Raw genomic sequence first — 17,478 nt, 5'->3', positions numbered from 1 at the left:
TCCCCCGGGGCCGGACAACCGGCCCCTTTTACACCGCGCCGTGCCCCTCCGCCTGCGCCAGCCAGGCATGTGTAAAATCGAACACCGTTTGCGCCAGCGGAATGGCCCGCCCGGTTTGCACAATCACCACCGCCGTCTGCCGTTTCATCGCCGGCATGGCGATCGGGATGCTGGTTAACGCCTACGTCATGTCCGGCAACAAATGGCCGCGCGGCACCATGCCGCAACCCAGGCCGGTAAACACCCCCTGCAACAGTTGGAAAATCGAGGCGCTTTCGAGGATAACCCGCGGCTGAAGGCCGTCTGCGCGAAAGTTCTCATCCAGATAACGGCGGAAATAACGGCTTGGCTCGGCCAGACAGAGCGGCAACTCAGCGACCTGAGCCAGACTTACCGGTGCCGGCGGCGTGGAAAAAAACGCCGGATGCAATACCAGATCCACGCCGCGATCCGCAATGGACGCCGTCTGGAACTTGAGCTCTTCCAGCAGCGCTAGTTCAAAAAAGCCAATTCCCAAATCGACACTATGATTGGTCAGGGCTTCCAGCAGTTGATCGGCGTTCAGCACCGCCACCTGGTAGCGCACATCCGGATAGCGCGCCTGCGCCTGCTGTAGCAATTGCGGTAGCGAGAGGCCCGCATTGGGGCACGATGCCGAATACGCAATGTGCCTCCCACGCCTTGCTTGAGCGACTCCACTTCCAGCTTCAGCCCCTGATAGACCGAGACAATTTCCCGCGCCCAGGCCAGTACCCGCTCCCCCTCGGCGGTAAAGCCCTGAAAACTGTTGCCGCGGTGGATAAACGCCACCCCCAGCTCACGTTCGAGATTTCTCAGCCGCATTGAGAGGGTGGGCTGACTGACAAAGCTGGCGTCGGCGGCGGGGCCGAAATGGCGCTCCCGCTCCAGGTTGCACAAGTAAATGAGTTGTTTGATATCCATCAGTTTGATCGGTAGCCGGGGGTAGCAAACAGTATATCACCTCCGTATAGGCAAAAATCAGCCGGGATATCCGCGTTAGTGCGTCAATGGCAGCTATCGTCTGCCCCGATGCGAAATTAACTGCTCACGCCTAGCGTCCGTTTCACATCGTGGGCGATTTTTTCCACATGCGGGCCATAGATAACCTGCACATCGTTGCCGCTGAGCCGTTTAACGCCGCTGGCCCCGGTGAGCATTAATGTACGATCCACCACCTGCTGCATGTCGCGTACCCGCACGCGCAGCCGGGTAAAACAGCAATCAACGTCGGCGATATTCTGCCGCCCTCCCAGGCCATTGATGATGGTTTGCGAGCGTTCATCGGCGCTTTGCTTTTCCTGCTCCGGCGGCGTCTGCTCGTCCGATTCCCGCCCCGGCGTCTCGACATGCATGCGGCGGATGACCGCGCGGAACACCACATAGTAAAGCGGACAATACACCGCCCCCAGCAGCACCGGATACCACCATTGGGTCCGGGCGCCGCCGAGTACCCCGAAGATAACCAGATCAATGGCGCCGCCCTGCACATTGCCAATCATTACATGCAGCAAATCCATCAGCATAAACGCAACGCCGCTCAACACCGCGTGGAAAATAAACAGCACCGGCGAGACGAAAATAAAGCAGAACTCCAGCGGTTCGGTGATTCCGGTGGTGAACGAAACCAGACCGCCGGCCAGCATTAGCGCCTTGACGCGTTCTTTATGTTCGGGCCGCGCGCACTGATACATCGCCAGCGCCGCGCCCGGTAAGCCAAACATCATGGTGGGGATCTTGCCTTGCGCCAGGAAACGCGTAGCGTGACAGATAACGTCGTCGCTTAGCAGACCGGGATGGGTGAGAGAGGTGTTAAAGATGGTTAATGCCCCGACCAGCGTCCGGTTGTCCGCGGTAACCACGCCGCCGATAGGAGTAAAACGCACCGTTTCGTTCAAAATATGGTGCAGGCCGGTCGGGATCAGCAGCCGCTCGCAAAATCCGTACAGCCACATCCCGAGGGCGCCGCTTTTGCCGATGAGCTGCCCCACCCAGGCGATGCCATGGCCAATGGCGGGCCAAATGAACGACAGGCCGAGTCCCACCAGTGGCAGCACGACCACCGTGATAATCGGCACGAAGCGTCGGCCGCCGAAGAAACTGATGGCGCTCGGCAATACCACGGTATAAAAACGGTTATGCAGCGCCACCGTCACCAGCCCGGCAATGACCCCGCCGAGCACGCTCATATTATAGGAAAAAATGCCCAGCGTCGGGGTGAACTGCGCGGCATACATCATCGCCCCGGTCTGCGACATGCCGCGCGCGGTGAGCGACGCCAGGGTGGTGGTGGCCGGGGTGATAGACTGCGCCGCCAGCGAAGCGCTTACCCCCACGTGCAGGCTGATGAAGCCGATTACCGCGACAAAGGCGGCCGTCGGTTTCTCCTCCCGCGCCAGGCCGATAGCGCTGGCGACGGCGAAAAACAGCGGGAGGTTGGCGAACAGTGCGCTTGCCACCTGACGGATAAAGCCGATGATCATCTGCGGGTAATGCAGCCGGGCAAAAGCCTCGCCGCTCACCGCGGGGTTTTGCATCGCCGCCGCCAATCCCAGGAAAATCCCGGCGGCGGCGATCACCGAAATCGGCATCATCAGCGCTTTGCCAAATCCATGAATTTTGCTGCCTATCTCTTTCATCGCGCGGGCCACTCCAGATTGAACGACTCCATCAGTATGCGACAGGGCCAGCGGCGATGAGGAACTCGGGCAGGGTTGATGGCCAGGAATATGAACAAGATCACAAATAGCATGCAATAACCGCGCTCTATACCACGATAAAGCGTTTCGATTAAACGCTTGCCGGCGGCGCGATTAAACTTTTACGCAATTGAAGCAAAATGTTAAACAAAATTTAACATCTCATCGAAGTTATTATCTGCGAAACCCTAATGATGAAATTCAAACCTGCGATAAAACCTTACGACGGCGCGGCGGGCGGCTGGGGAGCCCTGGAATCCACCACCCGCTATGTGCTGAACAGCAAACAGACTTTCAAAAACATCCGCAATCTGCTGCGCGTCAACAAGTCAAAAGGGTTTGACTGCCCGGGCTGCGCCTGGGGCGATAATAACGGCACCTTCAGCTTTTGTGAAAACGGCGCCAAAGCGGTAAGTTGGGAAGCCACGCGCAAGGCGGTGGATGCGGCTTTCTTCGCCCGGCACACCGTTAGCCAGCTTTATCAGCAAAGCGATTATTTTCTTGAGTATCAGGGTCGGCTGACGGAGCCGCACCGCTATAACGCCGAAAGCGATAAATACCTGCCCATTCGCTGGGAAGAGGCCTTTGCCCTTATCCGTTCATCTGAATAATCTGACGCATCCCGATCAGCCTGAGCTGTACACCTCCGGGCGCGCCAGCAATGAAGCGTCCTATCTGTATCAGCTGTTTGGCCGGATGTTCGGCACCAATAATTTTCCCGATTGTTCCAACATGTGCCATGAGGCCAGCGGCAGCGGCCTGAAGCAAAGTATCGGCGTCGGTAAAAGCACCGTTCGCCTTGATGATTTTGACCTGGCCGACGCCATTTTCGTTTTCGGTCAGAACGCTGGCACCAACCATCCCCGTATGCTGCACAGTCTCTGCGTCACGCCGCCGACCACGGCGCCAGCATCGTCAGATTCAACAATCTGCGTGAGCGCGGGCTTGAGCGTTTTGTTGATCAGCAAAAACCGCTGGAAGTTATCACCCCAAAATCCGGGCGTATCAGCTCGCGCTACCTTCAGCCCAATCTGGGCGGCGATATGGCGGCGGTGCGCGGGATAATCAAAGCGCTGCTGGAAACCCATCGTCAACATCTGGCGCGTGGAGAAGACGGCCTATTCGATGACGCTTTTATCCGCGGCCCATACCCAAGGCGTTGAGGTTGTACCTCGCCGCCGTCGACGCTACCTCCTGGCAGTAGTTGACCCGGCAGTCTGGCCTCAGCGAGCAGGATTTGCGCGAGGTCGCGGAAATTTACCGCGGCGCCAGGCGGGTTATCTGTACCTGGGCAATGGGGATAACCCAGCACAAACATTCCGTCGCCACGGTGCGCGAAATCGTCAATTTGCAACTGCTCTTCGGCCAGTTGGGTAAACCGGGGGCCGGCCTGTGCCCGGTACGCGGTCACAGCAACGTTCAGGGCAACCACACCATGGGCATCGACGAAAAGCCCTCGGCGGCAATCTGGCCGCCGCCGCGCCGGATACGCCGCGTACCGAGGCCTCGCTGCAGCGTTGCGCCCTGACCGTGATATCAGTACCAAGCTTAACCGCAGCCATCTGGTACCCGGACAGGATGCGCTCATTCTGCCGACGCTTGGCCGGACCGACCGTGATACCCAGGCCAGAGGCGATCAGTATATTACCGTCGAAGATTTCTTCAGCATGCTGCATGCTTCTCAAGGGGTTAACCCGCCGATTTCCGACCAGTTGCGTTCCAAAACCGCGATTGTCGCCGGTATTGCCGCCGCGGTATTAAGCGAGGACAAGCTCAATTGGCGCGAGCTCGCGGGCAACTACGATTTGATTCGCGATCACATCGCTGCCACCCAGCCGGGCTTTACTGATTTTAACCGCCGCTGTGACGTGCCTGGGGGGGATTCTATCTCGGCAATACGCCGCCGAACTGCGTTTTGCTACGCCGAGCGGCAAGGCGCAATTTAGCGCCGCCTCACTGCCTGAAACGCTCATACCGCAGTTGCAGGGCGAGAATGCGCCGTTCACCCTGCAAACCCTGCGCTCCCACGATCAGTACAACACCACCATTTATGGTCTGGATGACCGCTATCGCGGCGTTTATGGCCAGCGGGAGGTGGTGTTTATTCATCCGCAGGATCTGGCCGAGCTGGGTCTTAAGGAGGGAGATCGGGTCGATATCGAAACCCTGTGGCATGACGGTGTGCACCGTAAAATGACGGGATTTAAAGCGGTCAGCTACGCTATCCCGCGCGGCAACCTGGCGGCCTATTACCCGGAAACCAACCCGCTGGTGCCGCTATTTAGTTTCGGTGACGGCACACTTTCACCCCGACCTCCAAATCGGTCCCGATCAAACTGACGCCGAGCCTGACGCCGTCGACTCAGCGCATCTTGTGATTGGTCGGCCACGCCGGCTTAACATGACAAGGGGCGCGCTCATTGCACGTCCCTTCCCCCTGAAAACCACCTTGGGTCAACCGGGTGGTTTTTTTAGCTTCATATGACCGGTAAGCTTGCCGCCGCAGGCCGAATCGCGTAAAACTATCTGCCGCTACTCAGCACATTACAATCCACTTTTCCGGACATTATGTTTCAAGACAATTCCCTGCTTGCACAGCTAAAACAGCAACTGCATTCCCAGACACCGCGTGTCGAAGGCGTGGTTAAAGGCACTGAGAAAGGGTTCGGCTTCCTTAAGATCGATGCCCAGAAAAGCTATTTCATTCCGCCGCCCTTCATGAAGAAAGTGATGCACGGCGATAAAATCTCGGCCGTAGTGCGCACAGAAAAAGAGCGGGAGATTGCCGAGCCGGAAGAACTCATTGAACCCTTTCTCACGCGTTTTGTGGGTCGGGTACAGGTCAAAGACGAACGTCTTGCCGTCGTGCCGGATCATCCGCTTATCAAAGAGGTTATCCCCACGCGACCGCAGCGCGGCGTCGACCAGACGTTTCAAACCGGCGATTGGGCGGTCGCGGAAATGCGACGCCACCCGCTGAAAGGCGATCGCCAATTTTATGCCGAAATTACCGCCCTGGTCACTCGCGCCGACGATCACTTCGCCCCCCTGGTGGGTGACACTCGCCCGCCATAATCTTGAGCACGCTGCGCCGGCCATGCCGGAAGGGGTTAGTCTGCAGGAAGACGTGCCGGCGCGCGAAGATCTTACCGCGCTCGATTTCATCACCATCGACAGCGCTAGCACGGAAGATATGGACGACGCTATCCATCTGGCTCCGGCTCCGAACGGTGCCGGGGTCATGACCGTCGCCATCGCGGATCCGACCGCCTGGGTGCCGGCAGGCAGTCCGCTGGATAACATCGCCCGCGAGCTCGCCTTCACCATTTACCTGCCCGGTTTCAATATTCCCATGCTGCCGCGGGCGCTGTCCGACGATCTGTGCTCGCTGTGCGCCCACGAGCGGCGCCCGGCGCTGGCGTGCCGCATTACGGTGCGCCCTAACGGGACCCTAGCCGACGATGCGCGCTTTTTCACCGCCTGGATCGAATCCAGGGGTAAACTGGCCTACGACAATGTGTCCGACTACTTGGAAAACCGCGGTTTCAGGCTGCCAGGAACCGAGGCCATTGCCGATCAGATTCGCCTGCTGCATGATGTTTGCCTGGCACGCAGCGCCTGGCGGCAGCACCACGCGCTGGTGTTCAGAGATCGCCCTGATTATCGCTTCGTGCTGGATGAGAAGGGCAATGTGGATGATATTGTCGTCGCGCCGCGTCGCATCGTTAACCGCATGATCGAAGAGGCGATGATAGCCGCCAACGTCTGCGCCGCCCGCGTGCTGCGGGACGGCCTGGGCTATGGGCTGTATAACGTGCACCACGGCTTCGACCTGCTGCTGGTGGATCAGGCGGTCGCCATTCTGCGCAGTCACCAGATTGAGGTCGACCCCTCCTGTCTCCTGACGCTGGAAGGTTTTTGCGCCCTGCGTCGGCGGTGGACGCCCAGCCCACTAGTTATCTGGACAGCCGCATTCGCCGCTTTCAGACTTTTGCCGGAGTCAGTACGGTGCCGGGTCCCCACTTTGGTCTGGGGCTGGACGCCTATGCCACCTGGACCTTGCCAATCCGCAAGTACGGCAATATGATCAATCAGCGCCTGCTTAAGGCCCTGATTGGCGTTGGCGACGCCGAGCGGCCGAATGAGGAAGTCACGCTGCGTCTCGCCGAGCGCCGCCGCCAGAACCGTATGGCGGAACGGGACGTCGGCGATTGCCTTTATGCCCGTTTCCTGCAACCGAAAGCCGGCAGCGACAGCCGCTTCGCGGCGGAAATCATCGACATCTCGCGCGGTGGCATGCGAATGAGCTTGCTCGACAACGGCGCGGTGGTGTTCATCCCTGCCCCCTTCATCCACAGCGTGCGCGACAAGCTGATGTGCAGCCAGGATGCCGGCACCGTGCAGGTGAAAGGCGAGAAACGCTACCGGCCAGGGCGATACCCTTGAGGTGATCCTCGCCGAAGTACGGATGGAAAACCGCTCGGTGATAGCCCGAGGCGGCTTAAACCTGTCCCCGGCGACGGCGGCGCGGCTACCCCCCCTCCGCATCGTTTTTGGCGATGCGTTTTTTTAGCGGGTTACCCTCTTTCGCCGCGCCGACGGGCGCAGTCGATCGCCGCAGGCGCGCTCCCACTCCCGCTTAAGGAAGCAGTCGATCGGCACCCGCGGATTCGCCGTCCACCGCCCGTTCACCGTCCACTGCCCCATGACCTGTTCCACGCTCAGCGCCCACCTTGGCTGGCTGCCCCCGTTTAACGCGGCGAGAATAGAGCGCGGTTATCACCGGACCAGAATCGAGGTGACAATCACTGACGGCGTTATGGGCGCAAACTGGGGGCCATGCCGGCAATCACCGCCGAATTGATGGTGTTGCCCAGCGCAAAAACGAAGAACGGGATTAGCCGTCTGTACCGCGTTAGTAAAAAATTCCCGTAGCGCCGGATCCAGATTGCCGAGCACGAAGCCGATGATAAAGGGCAATACCGCGCCGACGAACACCTGCGGTTCAAAGGAAGCGATGCCGGCTGTGCCGATAATGATCATGGTCATTATCGGCCTGAACTCTAGCGACATTAATACAAAAACACCGGCTTCTTCCTTGCTGCCGTACTGCTGCATAATGGAGGCATATAAGCCGCCGTTGGTCATGTCCATCAACACCCGCGACGCAAGCGCCGCCAGCAGCCAGGCTACCGCTATTTTCGTTACCACCAGCGTGCCAGACTTACGCAGTACCGTACCGGTAGCGCTCAGCTTGATGGATGCGCCCATCAAAAAAACTAGATAGCCAGAATCGGCACGGTGCCGGTAATCAGTCCATTAGTGAAAGAACCAAAGTAGGCGTCGGCGCCTAACGAAAATGTATAACACAGGGCCCCGAGGAACAGCGGAATGAGCATCATACCGCCCGGAATTTTATCGATAGCACGTTTAATTTGCATTCTGCTGCCACCTTATCTCAAAGACCACCCTGGGGCGCTAGGGCCAGTCGCTGGCCGGGTCCCCCGGGGGGGGAAATGTAAGCATGAACTAGCCGCAAATATGGGGGCAAACAGTGATTGGCTGCAAAATTAAAATAACGTTTCTATTTTTAAAATACGTCATTTTAATGGAAACGCAAGGCGGCGCACACGCTTGCTGGCATCCTATGACAATGGCCTATGACCGCCCGGTCGGGGCGACATAGGCGCTTAATGGACGGCTTCTGTGGGGTCACACCGCTCTGTATGGGAAGGCGTATCGCCGTGGGATAGCGCCGTTTGGCGCGGCGCCTCAGCGCCGTGCGGCGCAAAGCCCAGTGTGCGCGCCCGCAACTTGAGGATCGCGAAAACGCCGGCATACGAGCGTGGCCCTCTGGAGGGGCTGGTTATTGACCGTAATAGGCGTCTTTGCCGTGCTTGCGCAAATAGTGTTTCACCAACAGGCTGCGCTGTATCGCCGGTAGCTCCGGACTGAGCTGGCGAGAAAAATTCCCATGTAGGCGATTTCTTCCAGCACCACGGCATTGTGCACCGCACTCGCCGCATCATTGCCCCAAGCAAAAGGTCCGTGGGCATTAACCAGCACTGCTGCCGGTGCCGCCGCCGGATCGGGTTCCCGATGCCGGAAGGCCTCCACAATGACCTGACCGGTTTCCCATTCGTAACGTCCGCTGATTTCGGCCTCGATCATTGGACGGGTACAGGGGACCGCGCCATAGAAATAGTCGGCATGCATCGTGCCCCAGGCGGGAATATCCCGCCCCGCCTGCGCCCAGATGGTGGGATGACGGGAATGGGTGTGGACGATACCACCTAGCGCCTCGAACGCCAGATAAGGGGCCCGATGGGTGTCGCTATCGGATGAAGGTTTCCGCCGGCCTTCCACCCGCCGGCCGCACCAGCTTCACGGCGACCATGTCGTCAAGGGTCATGGCGCTATAGTCCACGCCGGACAGTTTAATCACCATCAGACTGTTTTCCCGATTGACCACGCTGACATTACCCCACGTAAAGGTAACCAGCTGATGCTGCGGCAGCGCCAGATTCACCTCCAACACCTGTTGTTTCAGACTGTTTAGCATGGCGTTCTCCTTATCCCAAGATAAGGCTATTGTCCGGTCCGGCGTGCGGGTCCTGTATGAGTAAACCGGCTGAAGATCGGGCGTGGTTCTGCTATTGGGGCGCTGGGAAATGAGTCAGTCAAAAATCAGAAGGAAAATTTCGGATTATTTAATTTTTGCAAAACTTGTAACACATTGATTTATGAAAACTGTTACTTAAACACCAAATAAGCTAAATGTTGCGAATAAGTCTATAATTATTTCAAGGTAATTCAATATAACAGCTGAAAATGGAGAACGTGATGATGAGCTCAACCTCTAAACGCATGGCTGCCGCGGCGCTGGCGGTCACCCTGGCTTTATCGCTAAGCGCGTGCTCGAATTGGTCGAAACGCGATCACAACACCGCCATCGGCGCCAGCGCTATCGGCGGCGCCGATGGCGGGATTATTGGCCATCAGGTGGATTGATGGCCGTTGTCCGTTAATCCTGCCGCCGCCACACCGTCATCTAACGCAGTGTGGCGGCCAGGTAAGGCGGGCGCCTCCCTTCAACCGCCCGCCAGCTTGACCTTCAGACCCCTCGCTTCCAAAAGCTGTTTCAACATATCGCGTTTATCGCCCTGAATCTCAATAACGCCGTCTTTCACTGCCCCGCCGGTGCCGCATTTCTTTTTCAGCTCGCGGGCAAGCGACTGTAACGCCGCGTCATCCCAATCGAGGCCGGTAATCAGACATACGCCTTTGCCTTTTCGACCGCTGATTTGCTGCTGCAGGCGCACAATGCCGTCTCCTGGCGCTCGCGGCGCGGGCGTCTCGTCCGTTTTTATGCACCCGCCGTCGGTGGAATACACCAGCCGGTTTGCATCAGACATCGGTGCCTCCGGCTTGCAGTTCCTGCAAGATCGCCGCTAGGGCGGCAGCGGGGTCGGCGGCCTGGGTAATAGAACGTCCGATCACCATATAGTCCACGCCCGCCTGCAGCGGCGTCATCACCCGGCGCTGATCCCCCGCATCGCTGCCGGCGGGGCGGATCCCCGGCGTCACCAGCGCGAAATCCGCGCCGCAGTCGGTTTTCAGCCGCACGCTTGCGCCAGTACGGCCAGCCGCACGGCGTGGTCCGAGGCGCTGCCGGCAATGCCTATCCCCCGCAGATCTTCATCATTCATACTAGTGAGCACCGTGACGGCGATGAGCAGGGGCGCGTCAGCCCCGAACGGCAACAGCGCTTCGCGCGCCGCCGCCATCATGCGTTCACCGCCGCTGGAGTGCACATTGACCATCCATACTCCCAGTTCCGCCGCCGCGCTAACCACTTTGGCCACCGTATTGGGGATATCGTAAAATTTCAGGTCCAGAAAAACCTCGAAACCGCGCTGCTGCAGGTCGTGTACCAGCGCCGGTCCCGCTTGGGTAAACATTTCTTTGCCGATTTTTAGCCGGCACTGGAACGGCGCCACACGGTCGGAAAACGCCAACGCCTGGCGGGCATCGGCATAATCCAGCGCCACAATCACCGGCGAGCCCGCCCGTTGCGGGGCTAAAGAAGAAGAGGAAGATAAAATCGTGCGCGTCATGAAACATCTCTGGTTGGCGGCCCGCCAGCGCAGGCCCGTTAGCATCAGGCCATTTTACCTGCCGGCGGCGCCAGCCGGACCCAGAGTCGCCTGCAGCGCCACTCGACAGCGACGGGGCGTTAGCCGATTTTCCTGGCGGTGCCTGTCTACCGGGATTATTGGCCGTCCAGACCGCGTATGGGCTTGACCGAGGCCCAGGATTTACACGACGGACAATGCCAATACAGGCTGTGGGAGGTGAAACCGCATTTCTGGCAGCGGTAGCGAGGTTTGGTGTAAATCTGTTCGCCGACCATATCGCGCAGCGTCTGCAAACTTTCCTTGGCGCGACCGTCTTCCGCCTCGCTGAGGTGAAAATTTATCAGTCGGTGAAACATGCGCATTGTCGGATGCTGGCGCAATTGCTGGTTGATATAGCCCTGCGCCACCTCAGGCCCCTGTTCGTGCTCAATAATATCGGTCAACAGAAGTCCCGCCGCCGAGCCGGTGTCTTCTTCCACGCAGCGTTTAAGAAATTCCGCCCATTGGGCGGGTTGTTCCAACGCCTGATAACATTCCTGCAGCATCGGCAGCGTTTCGCTGACCATTTCGCGATCCTGATCCAACACCTGCGTCAGTTCGCCGACCGCGCCCGCATAATCTTGCTGCGCCATGTAGATTTTGGCGCGCATAATGGACACCCGCGCGCTGTTTTTGTCCGCGGCCGCCCCTTTTTTCAGCAGCGCGACGGCGCGATCCATATCGTCACTGCCTATCGCCTGGAGGACCAGCTCGCAGTAAAAATGGGCTATTCCTACCCGGTGCTGCTCTTTGCCGAGCTTGACCAGTTTTTCCGCGACGTCTATCGCCTTCGACCATTCGCTGGTCGCCTGATGAATCTGCAACAGCAGACTCAATGCGCTCACCCGGAAGTCATCTTCGTTCACCAACTGGCTGAACGTATCTTCAGCGCGATCGTAAAAACCAGCCGCCATATAATCGCGGCCCAGTTGCTGAATGGCCAGCAACCACTGTTCAAAGGTTAACGACGTGCTTTCCATCAATGCCTGGTGAATGCGGATGGCGCGGTCGACTTCGCCGCGGGAACGGAACAGATTGCCCAGCGTCAGGTGCGCCTCAAAAGCGTTGTTGTCCTCCTTTAGCATATCAAGGAACAGGTCCACAGCCTTGTCCTGCTGGTTGGACAGCAGGAAATTCACCCCGGCGACGTACTCCCGGGAAAGACGATTAGCTTCCTGCTGTTTATCCTGCTGCGCGCTCCTGCGCCCCATATACCAGCCATAGGCGGCGGCCACGGGCAGCAACAGAAACAGCAGCTCTAACATAATACGTTATTCCTTAGGCGCAACGGCAGGTACCCCGGCGGCCGCGGCGGTCGTCCTTTCCAGCGGCGCAAGCTGTTGTTCTAAGCGTTTCACCTTGCGTTCGGCCCGCATCAGCGCCATGCGCGTGCGCAGCCAGAACAAGCCGCAGATAACCCAGCCTATGACGAAGCCGGTGGCGAACAATGAGGTGAGTAAGGTCGACACACGAAATTGACTCTGCACCAGAAGGTAGTTGAAGGTTACCACCTGATCGTTGTGCGCGCCAAAGGTAACGGTGATGATAAAAATCACCAGCACCAGCACCAGCAAAATTATCAGAACATATTTCACATGATTTCCTGCAAGCCGTCTTAGTCGTATGTTCAGACGCTTAGCTCGTCTGACACGGTCAAATTACCATTTCCCCGGTAATGAAGGAAATTTCCCCCTGCGATAAACGATACTGCCATCCGGCAGCGCGCTTCGTCGCGGCGGCGATACCTGCGCACGCTAAATAATTACTATAGGGCCGCCACAGGGAAAACCCAACCGCTGGCGGTGCTTTTCTCTTTGCCGGTTAAACGCAGGGAGCTTGGCCCCCTCAATCGCGCGAGCGGATATCCGGCGCTTCTTCCGGCGTCGGCGTCAGCGCACCTATCCAGCGCTGCCCCAGCCAGCACCCAAGGGTTATCACCAACCAACTGACGGCAACGCCCATGACCACATTTCGCGGCCAGTGCATGCCGAGCGCCATGCGGCTGACCATCACGCCGCTGGCCCAAAGCATCAGCACCACGGTGGAGACCCTGTGCCGACCGCGGCCAGAGCAATCCCACGGCCAGTAACGCCCAACTGGCGGCGGAAATCGTGTGGCCAGAGGGAAACGAAAAACCGGTTTCAGCCCGCCAATGCTTCTGCAGCCAGGGCGGAATCACCTGCTGCTCTTTCAGTTCCCGCGCCACCGCCACACTGCGCGCTTTGCGCGGCATGGCGTAAAACGCCCTATCATCGATTGCATAATGCTTTACCAGCCACACCACGTAGGGCCTGGGTTCCTGCACCCGTTCTTTGATGACCGATTTCATGCCTTGGCCGATAAGTAACGTCGCGGTTAATATCGCCGCCAGCCTTAGAGCCGGCTTGAGACGATAACGCAAGCACCAGAGAAACCAGCTTATCAACAGTGCGCTGGTCAGGATGCTCCACGGTGAGGTGACGGTTTGCGTCAGCCAGTACCACCCCTTTAGCCAGCGGTGATTATTTTCCGGCTGCCACTGCCAGCCGCTGGCCCAGAGCAGTAACGGTAAGACCATCAGCAGCAGCGCGCCCATATCGGTGCGTTTTGCAATTTTAACCATTGAATTTTCTTTATCCGGATAGCCGTCAAGGTGCGCGACGGACGCAGGCAGGCTTAACAAAAAGTGCCTTAAACAATGGCAAAAGGCGTGTTAGTTGCGTATTTTGTCGCCAGTTGACCGCAACACATCCCGTCATAGACTAAATTTATGGCAAAATAGAATCCAGAGGATTTCGATCGGCGCTCCTTCTTTGCGCTGGTGCTAGTCAAACGGCGCGCCAAGCAGTAGGATGCGCGTCATTCTTAGGTTTTGGGGAGCAACATGCAGCTTAAACGTGTAGCAGAAGCCAAACTGCCGACACCCTGGGGTGATTTCCTGATGGTGGGCTTCGAGGAAATCTCCACCGGGCACGACCATCTGGCGCTGGTGTACGGCGATATCACCGGGCCGGCGCCGGTGCTGGCGCGTGTCCATTCCGAATGCCTCACCGGCGATGCTCTGTTCAGCCTGCGCTGCGATTGCGGCTTCCAACTGGAGGTGGCGCTCAGCCACATCGCCGAAGAAGGCCGCGGCATTTTGCTCTACCATCGTCAGGAAGGCCGTAATATCGGCTTGTTGAACAAGATTCGCGCCTACGCCCTGCAGGACAAAGGCGCCGATACGGTCGAGGCCAACCATCAGTTGGGCTTTGCCGCCGACGAGCGGGATTTCACCCTGTGCGCCGATATGTTCAAACTGCTGGGCGTTGAAATGGTACGTTTGTTGACCAACAATCCCAAAAAGGTCGAGATTTTGACCGAGGCAGGCATCCATATCAGCGAGCGGGTGCCGCTGATCGTGGGCCGCAACCCCAAAAACGCCCGCTATCTGGATACCAAGGCCGCCAAAATGGGGCATTTGCTTAACAGCCCCGCCGAATAAGCGCCAGTGCGGATCATCGTACCCCTTGCGCGGCCCCACCCGTTTCGACGGGTCGTCTTCCTATATCGGTTCAGCCATCCATCGGCCCGGGTTACCCTTGAGCATCACCGGGCCCGGTGTCCAACATCAGGCCGGATCCCCCACCGGTTCATTTAGCATATTGCGAATGACATAGTGCAAGATGCCGTCGTGACGGTAATAGGTCAGCTCGTTGCCTGTATCGATACGGCACAGCGCATCGATAGTGCGGCTGCGGCCGTCGGGCCAGGTAAAAGTTACCGGCACGTCGCAGCCGGGTTTCAGCGCCGCGAGATCGGGTATGTCAATCGTCTCGTCGCCGCTTAAGCCTAACGTCTTGCGGGTTTCGCCGTGCGGGAACTCCAGCGGCAGGATTCCCATGCCGATAAGATTGGAGCGATGGATGCGCTCAAAGCTCTCGGCAATCACCACCCGGATACCCAAAAGTCTCGGCCCCTTCGCCGCCCAATCGCGGCTGGAGCCGGAGCCGTATTCTTTACCGGCGATAATCGCCAACGGCACCTGCTGGGCGGCATAACGCATGGCGGCGTCGTAAATTGCTAGCGCTTCACCGGAAGGGACATGGCGGGTATAGCCCCCTTCGATATCGGGTACCATTTCATTACGAATACGGATATTGGCGAAGGTGCCGCGCATCATCACTTCGTGATTGCCGCGCCGTGACCCGTAGGAGTTAAAATCTTCCGTGCTCACGCCGTGCTGGTGCAAATAACGCCCCGCGGGGCTGTCTACCTTGATATTGCCCGCAGGCGAGATGTGGTCGGTCGTCACCGAGTCCCCCAGCATGGCCAGGGTGCACGCCCCGCGGATATTTTCCACCGGTTTCGGTTGATGCAGCATATCCTTGAAAAACGGCGTCAGGCGGATATAGGTCGAATCCGGTTGCCAATGGTAGGTTGGGTCGCGGTTGACCGCGATAGAACGCCAATCGCGGTTGCCGGTGAACACTTCCCCGTATTCTTTGTGAAACATTTCGCTATTGACCAGCGCCACCGCGTCGGCAATTTCTTCCGAGGTGGGCCAGATGTCACGCAGATAAACCGGCTTGCCATCGGTTCCGCTGCCCAGCGGATCCTCGCTGACATTGATTAGCATATTGCCCGCCAGCGCATAGGCCACGACCAGCGGCGGCGACGCCAGCCAGTTGGTTTTTACCAGCGGATGGATGCGCCCCTCGAAATTGCGGTTGCCGGACAAGACAGCGCCGACGGTGAGATCGCCGGCCTTGATGGCCGCCTCGATACTGGGTTTGAGCGGGCCGGAGTTGCCGATACAGGTGGTACAGCCGTAGCCCACCAGATTGAAGCCCAACTGGTTGAGGTACGGCGTTAAACCAGCCGCGGCAAGGTAATCGGTCACCACTTTAGAGCCCGGCGCCAGCGAGGTTTTTACCCAGGGTTTGGTGCGTAAACCCTCATTGACCGCGTTACGTGCCAGTAGCCCGGCGGCCATCAGAATGTTGGCGTTGGACGTATTGGTGCAGGAAGTAATGGCGGCGATAACCACCGCGCCCTGATCCAGCCGGTAGGTTTCACCGTCCAACTCGAACGGCTGCGCAACCGGTTCGGCGCGTTTACCTAACGCCAGCTCATCAGTGGCTTTAAAAGCCCCCGGCACGGCCGGCAGCGCCATCCGATCCTGGGGGCGACGCGGGCCGGCGAGGCTCGCCACAACGCTTTCCATATCAAGCTCCAGGGTGCTGGTAAACACCGGCTCGTCGCCCGCCTGACGCCACAGCCCCTGACGTTTACTGTAGGCCTCAACCAGCGCCACCTGCTCCTCGCTGCGTCCGGTCAGCCGCAGATAGTCGAGCGTAATGTCATCCACCGGAAAAAAACCGCAGGTCGCGCCATATTCCGGCGCCATGTTGGCAATCGTCGCCCGGTCCGCCAGCGGCAGTTTATCCAGCCCGTTGCCGTAAAATTCGACGAACTTGCCGACCACGCCGTGCGCCCGCAGCATTTGCGTGACGGTCAGCACCAAATCGGTCGCGGTGATGCCTTCGTTAAGCTTACCCGTCAATTTAAACCCTACTACGTCCGGGATTAGCATCGACACCGGCTGGCCAAGCATGGCCGCCTCCGCTTCAATCCCGCCGACGCCCCAGCCCAATACCCCCAGTCCGTTGACCATCGTGGTGTGGGAGTCGGTGCCGACCAGCGTATCCGGATAGGCAATTTCTTGTCCGCCCTGCTCTTCGTGCCAGACAGTCTTGGCAAGGTATTCTAGATTGACCTGGTGACATATGCCGTTTTCCGGCGGCACCACGCGGAAACGGCTGAATGCGTTTTGCCCCCAGCGCAGAAAAGTGTAACGTTCGCGATTGCGCGACATTTCCAGATGGTTGTTTTCAGCATACGCATCCTCATCACCATAGGCGTCCACGGTGACCGAATGGTCAATGACCAGATCCACCGGCGAGAGAGGATTCACTTTATCGATATTCCCTCCCAACCGTTTCACCGCCTCTCGCATGGCCGCCAAATCGACTACCGCCGGCACCCCGGTGAAGTCCTGCATTAATACCCGGGCGGGACGATAGGCGATTTCCCCCTCCGCATGGGCGGTTTTTAGCCAGCCCGCGACGTCGCGCAGGTGCGCCTCGGTGACGATAACGTCATCTTGATGCCGCAGAAGATTTTCCAGCAGCACTTTCATGGATTTGGGCAGTCTATCAACTGGCCCCAAATGTTCTGCCGCCAGCGCCAGACTGAAGAAATGATAGGTTTTATGGTGTGCGGTGAGCGTATCCCTGCTTGCTTTTTTAATTGATAACGACATAACTCCTCCAAACAAAATCATTATTGTCATAACCCTATTCGGGTTGAGGTAATCATTTAAAATAGTACAAACAAACGGCAACGTTTTCATAACATAGGCAAATTATTACTGCGATTGGCAAAACCCTGCACACAGCGGCGGCATGGCCTGGGACGCGCCTGTCCGCTCGCCGTCCTTGATTGCGGCCGCGCCCGTCATTACCTGCAACCGCGTTGTCGACTCGTCCATTTGCTCAATAGCGACTGCGACAGGGGCCAGGATAGGCCATGATAGCGACTGCCTTAGCGCCACGTTAAGCTAC

The 17,478-nt window shown here is 58.3% G+C and carries 7 protein-coding genes and 7 pseudogenes; 4 read left to right on the top strand and 10 right to left on the bottom strand.

The annotated features are described in order from the left end of the window. Window positions 1-28: 28 nt before the first annotated feature. Window positions 29-942, bottom strand: a pseudogene (locus ACTBDU_RS04465) (LysR family transcriptional regulator). Window positions 943-1,058: 116 nt separating this feature from the next. Continuing rightward, entirely contained in the window at window positions 1,059-2,657 is a 1,599-nt protein-coding gene (locus ACTBDU_RS04460; RefSeq protein ID WP_438805684.1) for a PTS transporter subunit EIIC, read from the bottom strand. Between the two features lie 254 nt (window positions 2,658-2,911). Between ACTBDU_RS04460 and ACTBDU_RS04455 the strand changes: the two are divergent. Then, window positions 2,912-5,095: pseudogene (locus tag ACTBDU_RS04455) on the top strand (molybdopterin-dependent oxidoreductase). 190 nt (window positions 5,096-5,285) lie between these two features. Beyond that, window positions 5,286-7,212 (top strand): annotated as a pseudogene (locus ACTBDU_RS04450) (exoribonuclease II); the annotation flags it as partial. Window positions 7,213-7,561: 349 nt separating this feature from the next. Here the strand turns inward: ACTBDU_RS04450 and ACTBDU_RS04445 are convergent. Further along, window positions 7,562-8,158 (bottom strand): annotated as a pseudogene (locus ACTBDU_RS04445) (2-keto-3-deoxygluconate permease); the annotation flags it as partial. Between the two features lie 425 nt (window positions 8,159-8,583). Continuing rightward, window positions 8,584-9,279, bottom strand: a pseudogene (locus tag ACTBDU_RS04440) (L-ribulose-5-phosphate 4-epimerase). Window positions 9,280-9,563: 284 nt separating this feature from the next. On the opposite strand from ACTBDU_RS04440, the gene ACTBDU_RS04435 reads away from it, so the two are divergent. Further along, window positions 9,564-9,728: an osmotically-inducible lipoprotein B gene (locus ACTBDU_RS04435; RefSeq protein ID WP_438805698.1), complete on the top strand. Its 165-nt coding sequence runs from the start codon at window positions 9,564-9,566 to the stop codon at window positions 9,726-9,728. Between the two features lie 80 nt (window positions 9,729-9,808). On the opposite strand, the gene yciH is transcribed toward ACTBDU_RS04435, so the two are convergent. The 5 genes and pseudogenes from yciH to pgpB form a co-directional block, all read right to left on the bottom strand. Continuing rightward, complete coding sequence (gene yciH / locus ACTBDU_RS04430) at window positions 9,809-10,132, bottom strand: stress response translation initiation inhibitor YciH (protein WP_438805683.1); 324 nt, start codon at window positions 10,130-10,132, stop codon at window positions 9,809-9,811. Then, a pseudogene (pyrF, locus tag ACTBDU_RS04425) lies at window positions 10,125-10,834 on the bottom strand (orotidine-5'-phosphate decarboxylase). Before pyrF ends, yciH begins: the two are co-directional and overlap by 8 nt. A 155-nt stretch (window positions 10,835-10,989) precedes the next feature. Beyond that, window positions 10,990-12,159 (bottom strand): lipopolysaccharide assembly protein LapB, encoded by a 1,170-nt coding sequence (gene lapB, locus ACTBDU_RS04420; protein ID WP_438805682.1) that lies wholly within the window; start codon window positions 12,157-12,159, stop codon window positions 10,990-10,992. A 6-nt stretch (window positions 12,160-12,165) separates the two neighbouring features. Next, window positions 12,166-12,489, bottom strand: coding sequence for a LapA family protein (locus ACTBDU_RS04415; RefSeq protein WP_438805681.1), 324 nt, complete (start codon window positions 12,487-12,489; stop codon window positions 12,166-12,168). A gap of 250 nt (window positions 12,490-12,739) precedes the next feature. Continuing rightward, window positions 12,740-13,496 (bottom strand): annotated as a pseudogene (gene pgpB / locus ACTBDU_RS04410) (phosphatidylglycerophosphatase B). Window positions 13,497-13,757: 261 nt separating this feature from the next. Between pgpB and ribA the strand changes: the two are divergent. Continuing rightward, complete coding sequence (ribA, locus tag ACTBDU_RS04405; RefSeq protein WP_438805680.1) at window positions 13,758-14,357, top strand: GTP cyclohydrolase II; 600 nt, start codon at window positions 13,758-13,760, stop codon at window positions 14,355-14,357. 126 nt (window positions 14,358-14,483) lie between these two features. On the opposite strand, the gene acnA is transcribed toward ribA, so the two are convergent. Further along, on the bottom strand, window positions 14,484-17,177 hold the full coding sequence (gene acnA / locus ACTBDU_RS04400; RefSeq protein WP_438805679.1) for an aconitate hydratase AcnA: 2,694 nt from the start codon (window positions 17,175-17,177) through the stop codon (window positions 14,484-14,486). Between the last annotated feature and the right edge of the window lie 301 nt (window positions 17,178-17,478).

It is taken from the genome of Sodalis sp. (in: enterobacteria), assembly GCF_051710625.1.
GTDB lineage: Bacteria > Pseudomonadota > Gammaproteobacteria > Enterobacterales > Enterobacteriaceae > JBPESN01.
The sequence above is the reverse complement of the archived record's forward strand: the minus strand, read 5'-3'. Positions and strand labels throughout refer to the sequence as shown.